The organism is Pseudomonas sp. H3(2019) (assembly GCF_007713465.1).
Taxonomy (GTDB): domain Bacteria; phylum Pseudomonadota; class Gammaproteobacteria; order Pseudomonadales; family Pseudomonadaceae; genus Aquipseudomonas.
Genome location: NZ_VMSG01000003.1, coordinates 79,693 through 94,891, shown reverse-complemented (window position 1 = coordinate 94,891; position 15,199 = coordinate 79,693). Strand labels below are relative to the sequence as shown.

At 59.4% G+C, this 15,199-nt stretch carries 20 protein-coding genes; 15 read left to right on the top strand and 5 right to left on the bottom strand.

Going from position 1 to position 15,199, the window contains the following annotated elements; all coding sequences use genetic code 11:
- The first annotated feature begins 93 nt into the window (after window positions 1-93).
- On the top strand, window positions 94-603 hold the full coding sequence (locus FPT12_RS04555; RefSeq protein WP_145014842.1) for a DUF6622 family protein: 510 nt from the start codon (window positions 94-96) through the stop codon (window positions 601-603).
- Here the strand turns inward: FPT12_RS04555 and FPT12_RS04550 are convergent.
- Window positions 597-926, bottom strand: coding sequence for an EscU/YscU/HrcU family type III secretion system export apparatus switch protein (locus FPT12_RS04550; protein ID WP_145014841.1), 330 nt, complete (start codon window positions 924-926; stop codon window positions 597-599). The two genes, FPT12_RS04555 and FPT12_RS04550, sit on opposite strands and share 7 nt — an antisense overlap.
- On the bottom strand, window positions 923-2,494 hold the full coding sequence (locus FPT12_RS04545; protein WP_145014840.1) for a flagellar hook-length control protein FliK: 1,572 nt from the start codon (window positions 2,492-2,494) through the stop codon (window positions 923-925). Before FPT12_RS04545 ends, FPT12_RS04550 begins: the two co-directional genes overlap by 4 nt.
- 249 nt (window positions 2,495-2,743) lie before the next feature.
- Between FPT12_RS04545 and ccmA the strand changes: the two genes are divergently transcribed.
- The 14 genes from ccmA to FPT12_RS04475 all read left to right on the top strand — a co-directional run bounded on the left by ccmA (window position 2,744) and on the right by FPT12_RS04475 (window position 12,186).
- Window positions 2,744-3,325 (top strand): cytochrome c biogenesis heme-transporting ATPase CcmA, encoded by a 582-nt coding sequence (gene ccmA / locus FPT12_RS04540; RefSeq protein ID WP_256676598.1) that lies wholly within the window; start codon window positions 2,744-2,746, stop codon window positions 3,323-3,325.
- On the top strand, window positions 3,322-3,990 hold the full coding sequence (gene ccmB / locus FPT12_RS04535; protein WP_054596311.1) for a heme exporter protein CcmB: 669 nt from the start codon (window positions 3,322-3,324) through the stop codon (window positions 3,988-3,990). Before ccmA ends, ccmB begins: the two co-directional genes overlap by 4 nt.
- 95 nt (window positions 3,991-4,085) lie before the next feature.
- Window positions 4,086-4,838 carry a heme ABC transporter permease gene (locus FPT12_RS04530; RefSeq protein ID WP_054596312.1) on the top strand — a complete coding sequence of 251 codons (753 nt, stop codon included), beginning with the start codon at window positions 4,086-4,088 and terminating at the stop codon, window positions 4,836-4,838.
- Window positions 4,838-5,014 carry a heme exporter protein CcmD gene (ccmD, locus tag FPT12_RS04525; protein WP_019692354.1) on the top strand — a complete coding sequence of 59 codons (177 nt, stop codon included), beginning with the start codon at window positions 4,838-4,840 and terminating at the stop codon, window positions 5,012-5,014. The genes FPT12_RS04530 and ccmD overlap by 1 nt, the downstream gene beginning before the upstream one ends.
- The gene (ccmE, locus tag FPT12_RS04520) at window positions 5,011-5,466 is read left to right on the top strand and encodes a cytochrome c maturation protein CcmE (protein ID WP_054596313.1); all 456 of its coding nucleotides are present in this window, start codon (window positions 5,011-5,013) and stop codon (window positions 5,464-5,466) included. Before ccmD ends, ccmE begins: the two co-directional genes overlap by 4 nt.
- Window positions 5,467-5,469: 3 nt before the next feature.
- Complete coding sequence (locus FPT12_RS04515) at window positions 5,470-7,458, top strand: heme lyase CcmF/NrfE family subunit (protein WP_145014838.1); 1,989 nt, start codon at window positions 5,470-5,472, stop codon at window positions 7,456-7,458.
- Entirely contained in the window at window positions 7,455-7,991 is a 537-nt protein-coding gene (locus FPT12_RS04510) for a DsbE family thiol:disulfide interchange protein (protein WP_145014837.1), read from the top strand. Before FPT12_RS04515 ends, FPT12_RS04510 begins: the two co-directional genes overlap by 4 nt.
- Window positions 7,988-8,461, top strand: a complete 474-nt coding sequence (locus tag FPT12_RS04505; protein WP_145014836.1) for a cytochrome c-type biogenesis protein — start codon at window positions 7,988-7,990, stop codon at window positions 8,459-8,461. The genes FPT12_RS04510 and FPT12_RS04505 overlap by 4 nt, the downstream gene beginning before the upstream one ends.
- The gene (gene ccmI, locus FPT12_RS04500; protein ID WP_145014835.1) at window positions 8,454-9,662 is read left to right on the top strand and encodes a c-type cytochrome biogenesis protein CcmI; all 1,209 of its coding nucleotides are present in this window, start codon (window positions 8,454-8,456) and stop codon (window positions 9,660-9,662) included. Before FPT12_RS04505 ends, ccmI begins: the two co-directional genes overlap by 8 nt.
- Before the next feature lie 14 nt (window positions 9,663-9,676).
- Window positions 9,677-10,084 (top strand): hypothetical protein, encoded by a 408-nt coding sequence (locus FPT12_RS04495; protein WP_145014834.1) that lies wholly within the window; start codon window positions 9,677-9,679, stop codon window positions 10,082-10,084.
- Between the two features lie 189 nt (window positions 10,085-10,273).
- Window positions 10,274-10,486: a type II toxin-antitoxin system HicA family toxin gene (locus FPT12_RS04490; RefSeq protein WP_145014833.1), complete on the top strand. Its 213-nt coding sequence runs from the start codon at window positions 10,274-10,276 to the stop codon at window positions 10,484-10,486.
- On the top strand, window positions 10,486-10,890 hold the full coding sequence (locus tag FPT12_RS04485; RefSeq protein WP_019692346.1) for a type II toxin-antitoxin system HicB family antitoxin: 405 nt from the start codon (window positions 10,486-10,488) through the stop codon (window positions 10,888-10,890). The genes FPT12_RS04490 and FPT12_RS04485 overlap by 1 nt, the downstream gene beginning before the upstream one ends.
- Before the next feature lie 131 nt (window positions 10,891-11,021).
- A complete protein-coding gene (locus FPT12_RS04480; RefSeq protein ID WP_178098607.1) occupies window positions 11,022-11,651 on the top strand; it encodes a DUF5666 domain-containing protein in 630 nt (209 codons plus the stop codon).
- 136 nt (window positions 11,652-11,787) lie between these two features.
- On the top strand, window positions 11,788-12,186 hold the full coding sequence (locus FPT12_RS04475) for a RidA family protein (RefSeq protein WP_145014832.1): 399 nt from the start codon (window positions 11,788-11,790) through the stop codon (window positions 12,184-12,186).
- Window positions 12,187-12,255: 69 nt separating this feature from the next.
- Here FPT12_RS04475 and FPT12_RS04470 read toward each other — a convergent pair whose 3' ends face one another.
- The 3 genes from FPT12_RS04470 to FPT12_RS04460 form a co-directional block, all read right to left on the bottom strand.
- On the bottom strand, window positions 12,256-13,254 hold the full coding sequence (locus FPT12_RS04470) for a sulfate ABC transporter substrate-binding protein (RefSeq protein ID WP_145014831.1): 999 nt from the start codon (window positions 13,252-13,254) through the stop codon (window positions 12,256-12,258).
- A gap of 89 nt (window positions 13,255-13,343) precedes the next feature.
- Entirely contained in the window at window positions 13,344-14,168 is an 825-nt protein-coding gene (locus tag FPT12_RS04465; RefSeq protein ID WP_145014830.1) for an ion transporter, read from the bottom strand.
- Between the two features lie 21 nt (window positions 14,169-14,189).
- Window positions 14,190-15,110, bottom strand: coding sequence for an urea transporter (locus tag FPT12_RS04460; protein ID WP_145014829.1), 921 nt, complete (start codon window positions 15,108-15,110; stop codon window positions 14,190-14,192).
- Window positions 15,111-15,199: the final 89 nt, after the last annotated feature.

Below are 15,199 nucleotides of genomic sequence, written 5' to 3'. Positions count from 1 at the left end.
TCCGCCGGCTTGTGATCACGACCTGCTGTCGGTAATTTGATCACCGCTGATCAACGACGCCTGTTTCAGGTATTTTCGGTGCCAAGGAGGCTTATGCTCGACATTTTGCGTGGTACGCCGCTGTGGGTTTATGCGGTCTTTTTTATCCTGACTTATTACGGTGTCAGTGCCTGTTTCAAGAGTCATGAATCGAAGAGGTCGTTGCAGATCACGCCGGCGATATTTGTCGTCATTTCCCTGGTCTCGCTGAAATACTCCCAGGGTGCTGCGATCCCGCTTTCGGTGTATGCGCTGGGATTACTGGCAGGTTGGATTCTGGCATTGCGCTTTTACTCGTACCAAAGCGTAGAGCGCGATGGGGAGCGTCTGGTATTGGGCGGCACCCTCAAGGTGCTGATTGTGTATTGGGGCTACTTTGCCTGGCGTTACTACAGCGGGTACCAAGCGACCATGCATCCGGAACTGGCTGATGAAGTGTCGGCGGTGGCATGGTCAGCATTGGGGGCTGGCCTTATCAATGGTCTGATTGTCGGTCGCAGTTTCAGGCTTTTGCGTTTTTTCAAATCTGATAACGAGGCGATAGCGCCCTCGAAACCTCAGTAGTCATCCCCGCGATCTGTCACATCCCGCTCCACCGTCGCTGCCTCTGAACCGTGCCCTTGCGGAAACTTGCCCTTGAGTTTCCAGGCAAACGCAATGATCTCGGCAATCGTGCGATAGAGCTCTTCAGGGATGCTTTCACCCAACTCCATCCTCGCCAGCAACTTCACCAGCTCGGCATTCTCATAAATCGGCACTTGATAATCGCGGGCGATCTTCAGAATCGCTTCGGCCAGTTCGTCATCGCCTTTGGCGGTGAGCGTCGGGGCGTGGCTGCCGTCGTATTTGAGGGCGATGGCCTGGCGCGGTGGCGTGTGGTTGTTCATGCGGTTTCGTCGACCCAGCGTTGTTCGAGGCGGGTTTGATTGCCTTGGGGGGGTGTGCCGAGGTGGCAATTCAGGTCGCCAACATTCAGGCCCGATGCCAGCAGCTGCGCGCGCAAGCCATCCAGGTTGCGTTCGATCAGGCTGGCGGTATAAGGCCGCTCAGCCCAGAGCTGGCTGGAGAGTTTGCCTTGGGCTAACTGTGCCTGGATCTGCAACGGCCCGAGTGGTTCCATGTCGAACGCCAGCTCGACTCGCCAGAGCCGTTGTTTGGGCTCGCGCTCGACGGATTTTTCGTGCTGTTGCTTTTCGGGAGTGTCCTCGCGTTGAAACTTGACCTGCAACGGCACGATGTCTTGCAGGTTACGCAGGGGGATTTCCAACTGCCAGGTGGTTTGCAGCTTGCCATCCTCGGTCATGCCGGTCTGTTCCAGGCTCGACAGTTGATGGCTTTGCAGACGCGAAACGGCCGCTGCGGCCAGGCGCAGTAAATGCTCCAGATCGCCTTCACCTTCCAGGCTTTGCAGCAACCGCGAGGGCAGGGGGAAGTTGCTCGGCTGCGGTTTGGCGCTGACCTGACCGAGGGTGCCGAGGGCGCTACGGACAAAGCTTGGCAGCGCCTGCGCCAAGGTGTTGGCGGCGATGATCGCGTTGAAACTGGTATTGGCCGGCAGGTCGGGGGCCAATTGTGCGATCAATCGCAGCAAATTGCCTTTCATGTCCGGCGTCAGCGCAGGGTTCTGTCCGGTGAGCAGTTTGCTTTCCAGAAACAGCCCGCTGTTGACCAGCGCCTGGGCCAAACCTTTGGGGGTGCTCAGTTGCTGAACGTCTGGCAGGTCGGCAAGCAGTTTGTCGACGGCGGCGCGCAGGTCGTCGGAGGTGGTGTCGGAGGCTGGCAGGTTTTGCAGGGCATCGATCAGCCCGCTCAATGAGCCTTGGCGACTTTGCTGGGCCAGCAGTTGTTGACTCACCGCCAGTTGCTCCTGACGACTGGCCAGTGGCACGAAGCTCAGGCTTTGCGCGCCCTGGACCAAGGCGCTGAGCAGGCTGCCGATACGCAATGGCTGCGGGCTGTCGATGCTCAAGGTGCTGCCACTGAGCGCGGTATTGAGCACACTCACCAGTGAGCGATAGACCGCCGGCTGCCCCGGTGTTTGCGGCATCAGCTGGGTGGTCAGCACTTTACCTTGCAGTAACGTGCCAATCGGCAATTGCGACGTATCAAGGCGGGTGAGGGTGGCGACGTTTGCGGCGATGGCCTGTTGCACGGTAATCGCCAGACTACTGGCTGAAGGCTGGCTGACCGTCAGGTTGGTGCCCAGAGGCAAGGGCTGGTTGCTGGTGACTTGCACGGTGGTCTGGCGGCCGCTGTCGAGGGTGACCTTGAGCAGCAGCTGGAACGTCTGGTCGTTCTGTTTGAGCGACAGCACTTCAGCGCTGGCGCTTTGCCCGGCGGCGATCAAACCTTCCACCGGGGTCTGCAGCTTGAGCAGCTCGCCACTGACCACCAGCGGGCGCGAGGTGGCCGGCGTCGTAGGGGGCAGTGGAAGGATGTTCATCTCGCCGGTCATCAGGTCACACCCTGTCGAAATTGCCCTCTTGAGAGTAGGACATGACATGTATAATGCCGCCCGTCTTCGGGAGGCGTGTCAAAAACATCGCAAATGTTTGACGCAGCTCTCTAGAACAGGCCGTCAATGCATCTATGCTGCATCACTTTAACGGCCGCTCCATTGCCGACTTGAACCGTAAAGGCCCGCGATCTCTTGACCAGCCCTCTACTAGAAGCCGTAGCGCTCGCCTGTGAGCGAGACTGGCGGATGCTCTTCGAAAACCTCGAGTTGCGTCTGGGCCGCGGTGACATGTTGCAGATCAGCGGCCCCAACGGTAGCGGCAAGACCAGCCTGCTGCGTCTGCTTGCCGGTTTGATGCAGCCGACCAGTGGCCAGGTATTGCTCAACGGCCAGCCTTTGAACACGCAACGCCCGGAGCTGGCCCATAACCTGTTGTGGATCGGGCATGCCGCCGGAATCAAGGACCTGCTGACCCCTGAAGAGAACCTCAGCTGGCTGTGCGCGTTGCATCAGCCGGCGACGCATGAGGCGATCTGGCAGGCGCTGGCAGCGGTAGGACTGTGCGGTTTCGAAGATGTTCCTTGTCACACCCTGTCCGCTGGTCAACAACGCCGCGTGGCCCTGGCCCGCTTGTATCTGGACAGCCCGGCGCTATGGATTCTCGACGAACCATTTACCGCGCTGGATAAACAAGGCGTCGCCCAGTTGGAAGAACACCTGGCCGCACACTGCGAGCGAGGTGGCATGGTGATTCTGACCACTCACCACACGTTGACCCGGATGCCGGCCGGTTACCGCGACATCGATTTGGGGCAGTGGGCCGTATGAGTGTTTTTGCACTGTTGGTCGCCCGTGAGGCGCGTTTGCTGTGTCGTCGTCCTGCGGAGCTTGCCAACCCTCTCGTGTTCTTCGCCATCGTTGTCTCAATGTTTCCATTGGCGGTCGGACCTGAGACACAATTGTTGCAAACCTTGTCACCGGGGCTGGTCTGGGTGGCGGCCCTTTTATCGGTTTTGCTCTCGCTGGACGGGCTTTTCCGCAGTGATTTCGAGGACGGATCCCTTGAGCAGTGGGTCCTTTCGTCGCACCCCCTGCCTCTTCTGGTTTTGGCAAAGGTGCTGGCACACTGGGCGTTTTCCGGCTTGGCACTGGTGTTGCTTGCCCCGTTACTGGCGTTGATGCTCGGTTTGCCTGCCGCCTGTCTGCCGGTTTTGCTCTTGTCGCTGTTGCTCGGTACACCGGTATTGAGCTTGCTCGGTGCGGTGGGCGCGGCGCTGACGGTCGGTTTGAAGCGCGGTGGTTTGCTGCTGGCGTTGTTGATTCTGCCGCTGTACATCCCGGTGTTGATTCTCGGCAGTGGCGCCTTGCAGGCAGCCTTGCAGGGTATGCCGGCAACCGGTTATTTGCTGTGGCTTGGTAGCCTGACCGCCCTGGCGATAACCCTGACACCCTTTGCAATAGCTGCTGGCCTGAAGATCAGCGTCGGCGAATAATAATGAGGTCTGGTTAAAATTTAACCGCTTTTTTTTGAAAAAAGGCAGACCCTGGCTTTTCGTGACAACGAAAAGCCACCGTGATGGAAACAGCAATGAACTGGACCTGGTTTCATAAGCTCGGCTCGCCCAAATGGTTTTACGGCATCAGCGGCAAACTGTTGCCTTGGCTCAGCGTCGCGGCGTTGCTGCTGATCGGCGTCGGCGTGGTCTGGGGCCTGGCCTTCGCGCCGCCGGACTACCAGCAAGGCAACAGCTTTCGAATCATCTACATTCACGTGCCGGCCGCCATGCTGGCGCAGTCCTGCTACGTAATGCTGGCGGTCTGCGGCATTGTCGGGCTGGTGTGGAAGATGAAACTGGCGGACGTCGCCCTGCAATGTGCAGCGCCGATCGGTGCCTGGATGACCGCCGTGGCGCTGGTCACCGGGGCGATCTGGGGCAAACCGACCTGGGGCTCGTGGTGGGTCTGGGATGCACGACTTACGTCCATGCTGATTCTGCTGTTTCTGTACTTCGGTCTGATTGCACTTGGCAACGCCATCAGCAATCGTGACAGCGCGGCCAAGGCCTGCGCGGTGCTGGCGATTGTCGGCGTGATCAACATCCCGATCATCAAGTACTCGGTGGAGTGGTGGAACACCCTGCACCAGGGCGCAACCTTCAGCCTCACCGAAAAACCGGCAATGCCGGCCGAAATGTGGCTGCCGTTGCTGCTGACGGTGCTGGGTTTCTACTGTTTCTTCGGCGCCGTGCTGTTGCTGCGCATGCGCCTTGAAGTGCTCAAGCGCGAAGCCCGTGCCAGCTGGGTCAAGGCCGAAGTGCAAAACAGTCTGGAGGCCGCGTAATGAGTTTTGCTTCATTCGGCGACTTCCTCGCCATGGGCCATCACGGTCTTTATGTCTGGTCGGCTTATGGCATCTGCCTGGCGGTACTGGCTCTCAACGTGGCTGCGCCGATCCTGGCCCGCAAGCGTTACCTGCAACAAGAGGCGCGCCGTCTGCGCCGGGAGAACAGCAAGTGAATCCGCTGCGTAAAAAGCGTCTTATCATTATTCTCGCGATCCTGGTCGGTGTCGGTGCAGCTGTCGGCCTGGCCCTCAGTGCCTTGCAGCAGAACATCAACCTCTTTTACACACCGACCCAAATCGCCAATGGCGAAGCCCCGCAAGACACGCGCATTCGTGCTGGCGGCATGGTCGAGAAGGGCTCGCTGCAACGCTCCGGTGATTCGCTGGACGTGAAATTCATCGTCACCGACTTCAATAAGTCCGTAACCATCACCTACCGCGGCATCCTCCCGGACCTGTTCCGCGAAGGGCAGGGCATCGTTGCGCTGGGCAAACTGAATGCAGACGGCGTGGTGGTGGCTGACGAAGTGCTGGCCAAGCACGACGAGAAATACATGCCGCCAGAAGTGACCAAGGCGCTCAAAGACAGTGGTCAATCCGCTCCCACACCCGCGAAGGAGGGTTGATCCATGACCTCAGGCATCTTCATTCCCGAGTTGGGCCATCTGGCGATGATTCTCGCCCTGTGCTTTGCCATCGTTCAGGCCACCGTGCCGTTGCTCGGTGCCTGGCGCGGTGACCGCATGTGGATGGGCCTGGCCCAGCCCGCCGCCTGGGGCCAGTTCACTTTTCTGGTGTTCGCCTTCGGCTGCCTGACCTACGCCTTCATGACTGACGACTTTTCCGTTGGTTATGTCGCCAACAATTCCAACAGCGCCTTGCCGTGGTACTACAAGTTCAGCGCGGTGTGGGGTGCCCACGAAGGTTCCTTGTTGCTCTGGGCCTTGATTCTCGGCGGCTGGACCTTTGCCGTATCGATCTTCTCCCGGCAGTTGCCGCAGGTCATGCTGGCCCGCGTTCTGGCGGTGATGGGCATGATCAGCACCGGCTTCCTGCTGTTCCTGATCCTGACGTCGAACCCGTTCGCACGGATTCTGCCGCAGATTCCCACGGATGGTCATGACCTCAACCCATTGCTGCAAGACATTGGCCTGATCGTTCACCCGCCGATGCTGTACATGGGTTACGTCGGTTTCTCGGTGGCCTTCGCCTTCGCGATTGCTGCCTTGCTCGGCGGTCGTCTGGATGCAGCATGGGCACGTTGGTCGCGGCCCTGGACCATCGTTGCCTGGGCGTTCCTGGGTATCGGCATCACCCTCGGCTCCTGGTGGGCCTACTACGAACTCGGCTGGGGCGGCTGGTGGTTCTGGGACCCGGTGGAAAACGCCTCGTTCATGCCTTGGCTGGTCGGTACGGCGCTGATTCACTCGTTGGCCGTGACCGAAAAACGCGGTGTGTTCAAAAGCTGGACCGTGTTGCTGGCCATTGCCGCGTTCTCACTGAGCCTGCTGGGAACCTTCCTGGTGCGTTCCGGTGTACTGACCTCGGTGCACGCGTTTGCCTCGGACCCTGCGCGGGGCGTGTTCATCCTGATTTTCCTGCTGTTTGTGGTCGGCGGTTCGCTGACGCTGTTCGCCCTGCGCGCGCCAGTGGTCAAGAGCCATGTCGGCTTCAACCTGTGGTCGCGTGAAACCCTGCTGCTGGGCAACAACCTGGTGCTGGTGGTCGCGGCTTCGATGATTCTGCTCGGCACCTTGTATCCGCTGGTGCTCGACGCCCTGACCGGCGCCAAGATGTCGGTCGGCCCGCCGTACTTCAACGCGTTGTTCATTCCGTTGATGGCGTTGCTGATGGCGGTGATGGCCGTCGGTGTGCTGGTGCGCTGGAAAGACACGCCGGTGAAATGGCTGATCAGCATGCTGACCCCGGTGTTGCTCGGCAGCGCCGCCTTGGCGGTGGTGGCCGGGATTGCTTATGGCGACTTCAACTGGGCCGTGCTGGCGACCTTCATGCTTGCCGCGTGGGTGTTGCTGGCCGGCGTACGTGACATCTTCGACAAAACCCGCAACAAAGGCCTGATCAAAGGCCTGCCAACCCTGACCCGCAGCTATTGGGGCATGCAGGTTGCACACTTGGGGATCGCCGTCTGCGCTCTGGGCGTGGTGCTTTCGAGCCAGAACAGCGCCGAGCGTGATCTGCGCCTGGCGCCGGGCGAATCCATGGACCTGGCCGGTTATCACTTCATCTTCGAAGGCGCCAAGCACTTCGAAGGGCCGAACTTCACCTCCGACAAGGGCACCATTCGGGTGATCCGTAGCGGCAAGGAAGTTGCGTTGCTGCACCCGGAAAAACGTCTGTACACCGTGCAGAACTCGATGATGACCGAAGCCGGCATCGACGCCGGTTTCACCCGCGACTTGTACGTGGCCCTCGGCGAGCCGCTGGAAAATGGCGCCTGGGCTGTGCGCGTGCACGTCAAACCGTTCGTGCGCTGGATCTGGTTCGGCGGTTTGCTGACCGGCTTCGGTGGGTTGCTGGCGGCGCTGGATCGTCGTTATCGGGTCAAGGTGAAAAGCCGCGTGCGTGAAGCGCTGGGCATGACGGGAGCCACTGCATGAGACGTTGGTTAATGGTGTTGCCACTGGCGCTGTTTCTGGTGGTGGCGGTGTTTCTTTATCGGGGGCTCTATCTGGACCCGGCCGAACTGCCCTCGGCGATGATCGGCAAGCCGTTCCCCGAGTTTTCCCTGCCGGCCGTGCAAGGCGACAAGACCTTGACCCGTGCTGATTTGCTGGGCAAACCGGCCCTGGTCAACGTCTGGGGCACCTGGTGCATTTCCTGCCGGGTCGAGCACCCGGTGCTGAACAAACTGGCCCAGCAGGGCGTGGTGATTTATGGCGTCAACTACAAGGACATCAATGCCGATGCCTTGAAGTGGTTGGTGGAATTCCACAACCCGTACCTGCTGGACATCCGTGACGAGGCGGGCTCCCTGGGCCTGAACCTCGGCGTTTACGGCGCTCCGGAAACCTTCTTCATCGACGCCAAAGGCATCATCCGCGACAAGTACGTCGGGGTGATCGACGAAGTGGTCTGGCGCGAAAAACTGGCGGCCAAGTACCAGGCGCTGGTCGATGAGGCCAAGCCATGAAGCGCTGGATTGCTGCCGCCGTACTCGGCCTGAGTATCGCCGGCGTCGCTCACGCGGCCATCGACACCTACGTGTTCGCCAATGACGCCGAGCGCGAGCGTTTTCACCAACTGACCAAAGAACTGCGTTGCCCCAAGTGCCAGAATCAGGACATTGCCGACTCCAATGCACCGATCGCCGCTGACCTGCGCAAAGAGATTTTCCGCATGCTCGGCGAGGGCAAGGACAACCAGCAGATCATCGACTTCATGGTCGACCGCTATGGCGACTTCGTGCGCTACAAGCCAGCCCTGAACAGCAAGACCGCGCTGCTGTGGTTTGGCCCGGCCGGGTTGTTGCTCGGTGGCGTGCTGGTGATCGCCGTAATCGTCCGTCGCCGTCGTGCCGAGCGCACGGCCGGTCCAGACACGCTTTCTGTTGATGAGCGCAAGCGCCTCGACCAACTGTTGGATAACACCAAGAATGATTGATTTCTGGCTTGCTGCAGGTCTGCTTCTACTGGTTGCCCTGAGTTTTCTGTTGATTCCGGTTCTGCGTGGCCGTCGTGCCCAGCGTGAAGAGGATCGTACCGCGCTGAACGTGGCGCTTTATCAGGAGCGCGTGGCTGAGTTGCAGGCTCAGCAGGCCGAAGGCGTACTTGATTCGACGCAAATGAGCGCCGGGCGTGACGAAGCAGCTCGCGAACTGCTGGCCGATACCGAAGGCGCCGACACGGGCCGGGTTTCCCGTCTGGGCAAGCCGTTGCCACTGCTGGCAGCGATCCTGGTACCGGTGTTGGGCCTGGGGCTGTACATGCATTTCGGCGCCAGTGACAAGGTCGAACTGACCCGCGAATTCGCCCAGGCGCCGCAATCGATGGAAGAGATGACCCGTCGTCTCGAACGCGCTGTGGCGGCTCAACCGGACTCCGCCGAAGGCCTGTATTTCCTTGGTCGTACCTACATGGCTCAGGACCGTCCAGCTGATGCGGCGAAGATCTTCGAACGCACCGTGGCATTGGCTGGCCGTCAACCTGAATTGCTCGGCCAGTGGGCCCAGGCGCAGTACTTTGCCGACAACAAAAAGTGGTCGGACAAGATCCAGGCGCTGACCGACGAAGCACTCAAGGCCGATCCCAAAGAAGTCACCAGCCTTGGGCTGTTGGGCATCGCGGCTTTCGAAGGCGAGCGTTATCAAGAGGCCATCGACTACTGGAGTCGTCTGCTGGCGCAACTGCCACCCGAAGATAACTCGCGCAGCGCGCTGGAAGGTGGCATTGCACGGGCAACCGAAAAACTGCAAGCGAGCGGCGCAACTGTCGCCAAGGCGCCTGTCGTAGCGGCTAAACCTTCGGCATTGCTGAAAGTGACGGTCGATCTGGCGGCAGAGTTGAAAGCCAGGGTTCAACCGGGCGACAGCGTGTTCATCTTCGCCCGTGCCACTTCAGGCCCTCCGGCGCCGTTGGCGGCCAAGCGCCTGACGGTTGCCGACCTGCCGGCGACCGTCGAGCTGGGCGATGCCGACGCGATGATGCCGCAATTGAAACTGTCGAACTTTCCTGAAGTCCAACTGGTCGCGCGCGTTTCCCGTGCTGGCCAACCGACTGCCGGCGAGTGGGTCGGTCGCAGCGAGCCTTTGGCCAGCAGCACTACTGCGCCGCAACAATTGACCATCGACAGCCCAGATAAATAACCAGGAAATCCGCTATGACCGCCATCGCTCGTATCACCCTGCTCAGTCTTGTTTTAGGGTTAAGCGCATGTGCGGTCCAGCCGCCGTCACATGAAGAGCGCTTGCCGCCGATTCCGTCATCGTACCCGGGCAGCAAACCGACACCGACTACCGCCCCCGGCAAACCGATGACTCCAAACAAACCTGGCAAGCCACAGCCACGCACCTCGGCAAGCTTCGCCCCACCACCGGGTGGCAACAGCCACTGGGATGCGAAACTCGGGGTCTACGTCCTCGACGACCAGACCGACACCTTCTACCGCCAGCGCACCTACTACCGCTGGAACAACGGCTGGAGCCGCAGCATCAGCCCGAACGGGCCGTGGGAAGAGATCGACATCCATGGCGTGCCGCCAGGATTGGGCAAGCAATACAGCCAATAACGAAAACGGCGACCTCAGGGTCGCCGTTTTTGCAGGTGCGTTCAGCGAAACACCGGCTCACTCTCTATGCAAATCGCCGCTCCATTCAACACCCTGTAAAACAACCGTACGTCATGCATCCACTTTTTGTGCTTGAGTAAATATAACTCTAGAGTTATTTTTATTCAGGCCGGTGCAAGGAGGCGCGTGGTGCAGAGCAGGTTATTGATCAGAGAACTTGAGGCGGCGGGTTGGAGGCTCGATCGAGTCACCGGCAGTCATCACATCTTCACCCACCCTTACAGTCCATACACGATACCCGTACCTCATCCCAGGAAAGACTTGCCGATCGGCACGGTTAAAAGCATCAGGAGGCGGGCCGGGCTTCACTACCCGGTGGCCAGTTACGCAGGAGATCCGTAATGCAATATCCAATCTGTATCGAGTGGGGCGACGAGAACACCGCCATCGGTATTCAGATCCCCGATATTCCGGGCGCCGTCACTGCAGGCGACACGTTTGAAGAGGCTTACAACGCAGCGGTTGAAGTTGCCCACATCATGCTGCAGGAGATCGCAGCCGGCGGGGATGATATTCCGATGCCGACTTCGGCAGCAGCGCACCGAAGTAACCCGGACTTCGCCGACATGGGCTGGGGCATGTTGGAGCTCGATATCGCGCCTTACCTCGGTAAAACCGAGAAGGTCAACGTGACGTTGCCCGGCTACGTTATCCAGCGCATCGACCGATATGTGCGTGAGCACAATGTCAAAAGCCGCTCTTCCTTTTTGGCGGATGCGGCGATGGAGAAGTTGGTGCGGCATTGAGGGTTGTTCGCGGGCGGCGGTTTGATGCCCGCGAAGCTATCCTCTTGTTTCGTAGCGCATATGATCAGTGCGGGCGGTTGAGCCCTCTTGTATCAGTCATTTTCAACGTTTCATCAGTGGAAACCGGTCCCATGAAAACGATGTTTGGTCGCCTGATACGCAATATTGGTGTGATTTCCTTGAGCAGCGTGTTGATAGCCACTTATGTTCTGGCCGAGGACGCACCGGGCATGCGTATCGGCGTGCGCGGTGAAATCACTGGCGTGTCCGAAGATGTCCTGAAAGTGCACGCCAACAGCGGTGAAAACGTGGAGATCCACTTGACCAAGGACACCCCGGTTCGCGCGGTAACCCTGGCCAACATCGAAGACATCAAGCCCGGCAGCTACATTGGCTCGGCGGCAATACCGCAAGCCGATGGCACGCTCAAGGCGCTGGAAGTGCATGTGTTCCCACCTGAGATGGCCGGCACCGGCGACGGCCACCGCCCGTTTGATCTGGTCAAGGGCAGCAGCATGACCAACGGCAGCGTCGGCGACTTGGTGGTCAGCAATGGCCGAGTCCTGACCGTCAATTACAAGGGTGGTCAGCAGACCATCCTGGTGCCGGAAGACGTGCCGATCGTCAACCTGACGCCCGGCGACCGCAGCTTGCTCAAGGTTGGGGTCAAGGTTGTACTGTTCGCCACCCAAAGCGCCGACGGCACATTGACGGCGCAATCGATTTCGGCTGGCAAGGATGGCGTGCCGCCGCCGATGTAGTGCTTGTCACTAACAATATCTGGTGAGCTTTCCTGACAGTTACGTTTCCAGGTATTGCAGCGGCGGAGTTTTGGGTTGAACGCCTGATGGGCGTTAGTTTAGGTTTCCTGGTCGACTCAGAAAATCAGGAGTTCCTATGCAGAAGTCTGTTTTGAACCCGCCAACCGTTTTTAACTCGCTTCAGTACGGTTTCAGCCAGGCTGTTGAAGTTCGCGGTGGGCGCCGTTTATTGTTATCTGGCCAAGTCGGTGTCGATGAGTGTGAGCGCAGCGTAGCCCCGGGGTTACGTGAGCAAACGGTCAAGGCATTTGAAAATATCGAGGCAATACTGGCCGAGGCGGGTGGGGATTTGTCCCATGTAGTGGTGATGCGGATCTACATTGCCGAGTCTGCCCGTGATGAGCAGGATCAGATATCCAGCGTGCTGCTGGAGCGTTTTCCGGACAATCCACCGGCGTCTTCGTGGATCATCGTCAGCGGTCTGTCACTACCGCAATGGTTAATTGAAGTCGAGGTTGAGGCGATTCTCCCTTAGCTGAACGCAGAATTTCAGCGACAAAAAAGGCGACCTCCGAAGGTCGCCTTTTTCATGCCTGGCCGATGCTCACTGCCCGCTATAAATCTGGTCGAAAATCCCGCCATCATTGAAGTGGGTCTTTTGCACGGTGCGCCAGTCACCGAAGGTTTTTTCCACCGACAGGAAGTCGACTTTCGGGAAGCGGTCGGTGTGCTTGGCAAGTACCGCCGGGTCACGCGGACGCAGGTAGTTGGCGGCGGCGATTTCCTGGCCTTCCGGGGACCACAGGTACTTCAGGTATTCCTCGGCGGCGGCGCGGGTGCCTTTCTTGTCGACAACTTTGTCGACCACGCTTACCGGCGGCTCGGCCTCGGCAGAGACGCTTGGGTAGATGACTTCGAACTGATCGCGACCAAATTCGCGGGCGATCATTTCTGCTTCGTTTTCGAAGGTCACCAGCACGTCGCCGATCTGGTTGGTCATGAAGGTGGTGGTAGCGGCGCGGCCGCCGGTGTCGAGTACCGGGGCTTGTTTGAACAGCTTGCCGACGAAGGCCTTGGCCTTGTTTTCGTCACCGCCGTTTTTCAGCACGTAACCCCATGCCGACAAATACGTGTAGCGGCCGTTGCCCGAGGTTTTCGGGTTGGGCACGATTACCTGCACACCGTCCTTGAGCAGATCCGGCCAGTCTTTCAGGGCTTTCGGGTTGCCCTTGCGTACGATAAATACGGTGGCGGAAGTGAAGGGCGCGCTGTGGTCCGGTAGGCGAGTCACCCAGTTGTCCGGCACCAGTTTGCCGTTGTCGGCCAACGCGTTGATGTCGGTCGCCATGTTCATGGTGATAACGTCAGCCGGAAGGCCATCGATCACTGATCGGGCCTGTTTGCTGGAGCCGCCGAAGGACATCTGCAAGGTGATGTTTTCGTTGTGCTCGGCTTGCCAGTGTTTCTGGAAGGCAGTGTTGTAGTCCTTGTAGAAGTCGCGCATTACGTCATAGGACACGTTGAGCAGGGTCGGTGCGGCCTGGGCCACGCTGGCGAGGGTCAGGCCCGCGGCCAGAAGTGAGGCGCCAAAGATCTTTTTCACTGCACATTCCTTTTGTTCGAGATGAAGGCAATTTGCCGTCGACTATAGCCGGGGCTACATATCCCTTTAAAGATTAAAAAGTACTTTGCTTATTCTATTTTCTTGTACAACGCATTGCCGCAGCGTGAGCAGAATGCCGCGCTGTGTTCGTGGTGGTTCTTGTTGCACACCGGGCAGTCATGTTGCTGCTGTTCGCCGCGCATGGCGTTGGCCAGTTCGGCGGTAAAAATCCCGGTGGGGACGGCGATGATCGAGTAACCGGTCACCATCACCATTGCCGAGATGACCTGCCCCAAAGCGGTCTTGGGCACGATGTCGCCATAACCGACAGTGGTCAGGGTGACAATTGCCCAGTAGATGCCTTTCGGAATGCTGGTGAACCCATGCTCCGGGCCTTCGACCACGTACATCAGCGTGCCGAACACCGTTACCAGCGTGCAGACGCTGAGCAGGAATACGATGATTTTCTGTTTGCTGCCGCGCAGGGCGTCGAGCAGGTAATGGGCCTGCTTCAGGTAGGGGAGCAGTTTGAGCACGCGAAAGATCCGCAGCATACGGATGATCCGGATAATCAGCAGGTACTGCGCGTCGCTGTAATACAGCGCAAGGATGCCGGGAACAATCGCCAGCAAATCCACCAGCCCGTAAAAACTGAAGGCGTAACGCAGCGGCCTGGGCGAGCAGTACAAGCGCAGCATGTACTCGACCAGGAAGATCAGGGTAAAGCCCCACTCGATGTACGCCAGGGTGTTGGCGAAGTTCTGATGAACGTCATCGATGCTGTCGAGGATCACCACCACCAGGCTGGCGAGGATGATCAGCAGCAGCGTTTTATCGAAGCGCCGCCCGGCCACCGTATCGGTCTGGAAAATCATCACGTACAGGCGATTACGCCACGTGTCGTTGCTGTCCATACAAATCGCCTTGGCCATAAATCAGCGCAGCCTAGGTTGATTCTCCGAGGTTTGGCAAGGCGTACGGTCTCCGGTCGTTTGGCGTAGCGGGCCAATACCCAATCGAAGCAGCCAGCAGGCGAGGATAAACGGTGCCGTTAATGTGGTCAGACCCAGGGCGGCGAAGCCCGGTGTGAGGAGGATCGCCAGCGCGATACCCAGTAATGGCAGCCAGGGTTGGCGGCGTTGCTGGCTGAAGGCGAGGGCGGCCAGCGCCGGGTTGTAGCCATAAAGGCCGAGCAATGCGTCGGGTGTCTCGTTCAGCCACACGGCGCAGAGCAGACCCGCAGCGGAACCGATCAGTGCCCAGAGCGCGGCGCGGCGGTTGGCAAGCAGTAGCCCGACGACGATCAGCACACCTGCCAAAGGATGGTCGAGGAAGATGACTTGGCCCAGGCCTTTGAACTCGGCACCGAGCAGGCCCAGGGCATCGAGTTCTGGACGTGGCGCAGGTGTCGAGTGAGCCGGGGCAGTAACGCTCAGCAGTATCCAGCCCAGTCCCACGAAAGGTGCGGTGTAGGCGGGCAGAGAATGCTGGTCGCGAGCGCGCTTGAGCCATTGCTGGGTGACGATCGCACTCAGTCCACCGCTGGCGAGGATCAGTGGCGGCAACATGACCGACCAACTGAACTGCAGGCTCAGCAAGAGGCCGAGCAAGACGCCGTTGTAGCTGAAGAGCCCGGCCTGACGATCAGCCTTGGCGTAGCCACGACGTTGCGCGGTGAGCAAACCGGCCACGCCACCCAACAAGGCGCCGCCGAGCAATGTCGGAGCGGTAAACAGGATGGCCAACAGGCACAGCAGGCCGCACAGCGGATGGCGCTGGAGGAAAATCTGACTGAAGCCGTTGAGCAGGGCAGTGGCCCAGTCGGGGCAGTGGGTGTTGAAGTGGTTGGAGGGCATGTTGGAGGTCTGTCAGTTCAGATCGTTCCCACGCTCTGCGTGGGAATGCCTCAATGGACGCTCTGCGTCTGCTCTTGGGACGCGGAGCG